Origin of the sequence: Pseudoflavonifractor sp. BSD2780061688st1 E11, assembly GCF_005844125.1 — a bacterium.
GTDB classification, from domain to species: domain Bacteria; phylum Bacillota; class Clostridia; order Lachnospirales; family Lachnospiraceae; genus Sellimonas; species Sellimonas catena.
Map to the genome: position 1 here is coordinate 1 of NZ_SPHM01000080.1, position 3,448 is coordinate 3,448.

The 3,448-nt window shown below is 46.3% G+C and carries 3 protein-coding genes and 1 pseudogene; 2 read left to right on the forward strand and 2 right to left on the reverse strand.

Going from position 1 to position 3,448, the window contains the following annotated elements; genetic code table 11:
* Nucleotides 1-228 precede the first annotated feature (228 nt).
* Nucleotides 229-1,113 carry a LysR family transcriptional regulator gene (locus FGQ85_RS17965; RefSeq protein ID WP_138374141.1) on the forward strand — a complete coding sequence of 295 codons (885 nt, stop codon included), beginning with the start codon at nt 229-231 and terminating at the stop codon, nt 1,111-1,113.
* Nucleotides 1,110-1,541 (forward strand): YitT family protein, encoded by a 432-nt coding sequence (locus FGQ85_RS17970; RefSeq protein ID WP_171028012.1) that lies wholly within the window; start codon nt 1,110-1,112, stop codon nt 1,539-1,541. Before FGQ85_RS17965 ends, FGQ85_RS17970 begins: the two co-directional genes overlap by 4 nt.
* On the opposite strand, the gene FGQ85_RS17975 is transcribed toward FGQ85_RS17970, so the two are convergent.
* Together FGQ85_RS17975 and FGQ85_RS17980 are read right to left on the reverse strand one after the other, a co-directional pair.
* The gene (locus FGQ85_RS17975; protein ID WP_138374143.1) at nt 1,489-2,835 is read right to left on the reverse strand and encodes an ATP-binding protein; all 1,347 of its coding nucleotides are present in this window, start codon (nt 2,833-2,835) and stop codon (nt 1,489-1,491) included. The genes FGQ85_RS17970 and FGQ85_RS17975 overlap by 53 nt on opposite strands.
* Nucleotides 2,832-3,374, reverse strand: a pseudogene (locus tag FGQ85_RS17980) (response regulator transcription factor); the annotation flags it as partial. The gene FGQ85_RS17975 and the pseudogene FGQ85_RS17980, both read right to left, overlap by 4 nt.
* Nucleotides 3,375-3,448 lie beyond the last annotated feature (74 nt).

Below are 3,448 nucleotides of genomic sequence, written 5' to 3' on the forward strand. Positions count from 1 at the left end.
TAAAGCAGATAGCTTATTAAAGTGCGCCTAAAATATCCGGTTATCCACTTTTCATTCCAAAACTCCTTCCCTGTACGAATTTTCCTTGTTTTGCTTCAAGTTTACGAAGGAGTTTCGCAATTACCTATATTTCTGGAAGTATCATATCAAAGGAAATGAATCATGAAAAATTATATATATTTATTTATGCATAAACATATGTTATGATTAGGAAAAGGAGGCATTCTTATGCTGGATTTTCGTATTTATACATTTTTGGAAGTCTGTAAATACATGAATTTTACAAAAGCCGCCGAGGCGCTTCATATCACGCAGCCTGCCGTCTCACAGCATATCCGCTATATTGAGGAATACTATCAGACCCGTCTTTTTACATTTCAGGGAAAAAAACCGGTTCTGACCGAGGCCGGGGAATACCTGCTCCACGCCTTTACGACATTGAGCCATGACCAGGTCTATCTGAAAGAGCAGCTCCTTTCCATGCAGAAAAAAAAGCCGTCCCTGATCTTTGGCGCGACTCTTACAATCGGTGAATATGTCATGCCGCGTTTTCTGATCGAATACCAGACACGGCATCCGGATACTGTCCTGACCATGATCACGGCAAACACTCACGAACTCCTCGACCGCATCTCGGACGGAGAGATTGATTTTGCGATCGTAGAAGGCTATTTTGACAAGACCCAGTATGACTATCTGACGTTTTCCTCGGAACCGTATATTGCCGTTGCAGGAACCCCGCTTTTTGAAGACTGCCGTCCCCGCTCTCTTTCGGAGCTTCTTGATCAGAAGCTGATTGTCCGGGAGCCCGGATCCGGTACAAGGGAGATCCTTGAAAAACATCTGGAAGCCCGTAATCTTTCCATTCACGATTTTTCCGGTGTTTCCGAAATCGGGAATATTCCGGCATTGAAAGCGGTTGTCTCAGCCGGTCTTGGCATTACATTTTTGTACCGTTCCGCTGCTGAAGAAGAGCTGAAAAACGGCATACTGTTTGACGTCACGCCGGAAAATTTCTCTATCACGCATGATTTTACTCTCATATGGCAAAAGGGAAGTATGTTTGCTTCCCGCTACCGTACTATTTTTGAAGAATGGAAGAAAAAGTTATGAAACTGTCAGTTACACGTCAAAGCATAGCACGCTGTCTGAAAATCATTCTGGGCAATTGGAAAGAAATTTTTCACAGGAACCGTATTCAGCTGTTTCTGTTATCTCATCCTGTTTTCCGTCCTGCACGGTCTGGATATGCAATCCTGGTTCATCCGGTCATCGGCATGGTTCTGGCCGGATTCCTTGTCGGCACCGGATATTATTTCTGCATCAGTTCCGAATCCACGGCTGTCGGCTTTGATGTCATTGCATTGATTCTGAACAAAAAAAATCCGAAAATCAATATCGCACTTACCATGTATCTCATCAATACGTGCGTACTGCTTTTCGGACTTCTCTCTTATGGAATTACATCCGTTCTGACCGGGATCGGCTTTACTGCTCTTCAGTCGCTGACGCTGAATTGCCTTTTGAAAAGGAAAGAGTAATCGCGGTTCCTTTTCCAACCTCACTGTCAGTCCGGATTTGAATGTTATGGATGACCGCTCCATGCTTGACGATGGACAGGCCAAGTCCTGTACCTCCCGTCTCCTTGGAGTGGCTCTTATCCACACGGTAGAAGCGTTCGAAGATCCGTTCCTGTTCTTCTTTCGGAATTCCGATTCCGGTATCTTTCACAATAATCTTCGGGCCGCTTAATGTATTGCCGACCCAGACATGTACATGTCCGCCCGGCTTATTATATTTGACTGCATTTTCACACAGATTCCAGACCATCTCATCCAGAACCCGGTAAACTCCTTCATATTCCACTTTCTCCCCGCTCAGTTCCATCGAAACATGGTGACGGTTGGCCATATTTTCCAGACGGATCAGAACGTCCTCGCAGATACTGTAGAGATCCACTTTTTCTTTTTCCAGTCCCACACCGCCTTCATCCAGTTTGGAAAGCTTGATGATATCCTCCACAAGCACAATCAGACGGCTTGCCTCTTTATAAATGCGTTCGGCAAATCCCGGCACATCCTCCTGCTTTACAAGCCCGCTTTTCATAATCTCCGCATAACCTGATATGGATGTCAGCGGAGTTTTCAGCTCATGGGAAACGTTGGCCGAAAACTCTTTACGCATCTGCTCATTTTTCTCTTTTTCTTTCTTCTGGTTTTCCATGCTGAGCAGAAGCGGCGTCAGCTCTTCGTATACATCGTTATCGATCGGATGTTCCAGATCCAGCTCATTAATCGGCTGAACGAGCCGGTTTGCCACCCACTTGGAAAGTCTCCACGCAACAATCACAAGGATCAGACCGATGCCGAACATGTAAGGAAGAATCCTTACTGCCGTACTGCTTACGCCGTCCATGGACTTCGCGACACGAAGAACCGTCCCGTCATCGAGAAGCGTGGCATAATAAAACAGCTCCTGCCCTACCGTCTCTGAGACCCGTTTGTCCTGTCCTGTTCCATTCTCAAGTGCTTCCATGACTTCTTTTCGCCGGGCATGATTCTCGTCCTTGCTGTCAATTCCGTGGGAATCATACAGTACTTTCCCGTTCTGGTCGATCTGTGTTACCCTCGTGTCGCTATTGACATCATCCATTTCCTGCAGATAATCACTTCCAAGCAGATTGATGGCTTCCTTGATGTAGGAAGCCTCCTGCCTTGCGTCCTGCTGCATGATCCGGTATGTCTGGTTGTAGACAATCCCGATAATAAATGCATATGATGTCAGGAGCGTCAGAACAATGACAAACACCATATTTCTCTGGATCTTGTTTCTCATACTTCCTCCTGGTCCTCCGTGATCCGGTAACCGACACCGCGTACGGTCTCGATTTCCTCTCCCGCTTTTCCAAGCTTCTGGCGCAGCGTCCGGATATGTACGTCAACTGTACGTGTCTCGCCGTCGAAATCATATCCCCAGATTTCCTCAAGAAGCCGGTCCCGTGTAAGGACAATTCCTTTATTGTGCATCAGTCTCTTGAGCATCTCGTATTCTTTCAGCGTCAGGCTGACATGTGCTCCGTCTACAAGGACCTCATGCTTCTTTTCATTCAGTACAATCGGGCCTGCTTTGAGTACTTCGATCTCTTCTTTTTTCTTCGTGCGCCGCAGGACCGCCTTGATTCTGGAAACAAGTTCCATCATTCCAAACGGTTTTGTCACATAATCATCCGCACCGGCGTCAAGCCCTGAAACCTTGTCGTACTCTGTTCCTTTCGCCGTCACCATGATGACCGGAATGTCTTTCGTCTTTTTATTGTTTTTCAGCTTTTTGAGAATGGCCATGCCATCCTCTCCCGGCAGCATAATATCAAGTAAAAAAGTGTCTTCGACACTTCAGCCCCCTAGCCCCCATTCATGGGGGAATTGGGGGTTTCTTTTTATGTGTTTTT

Excerpts from the sequence above, each read along its gene's own strand:
- FGQ85_RS17965 (WP_138374141.1), top strand. The coding sequence starts at position 229 with ATGCTGGATTTTCGTATTTATACATTTTTGGAAGTCTGTAAATACATG.
- FGQ85_RS17970 (WP_171028012.1), top strand. The coding sequence starts at position 1,110 with ATGAAACTGTCAGTTACACGTCAAAGCATAGCACGCTGTCTGAAAATC.
- FGQ85_RS17975 (WP_138374143.1), bottom strand. The coding sequence starts at position 2,835 with ATGAGAAACAAGATCCAGAGAAATATGGTGTTTGTCATTGTTCTGACG.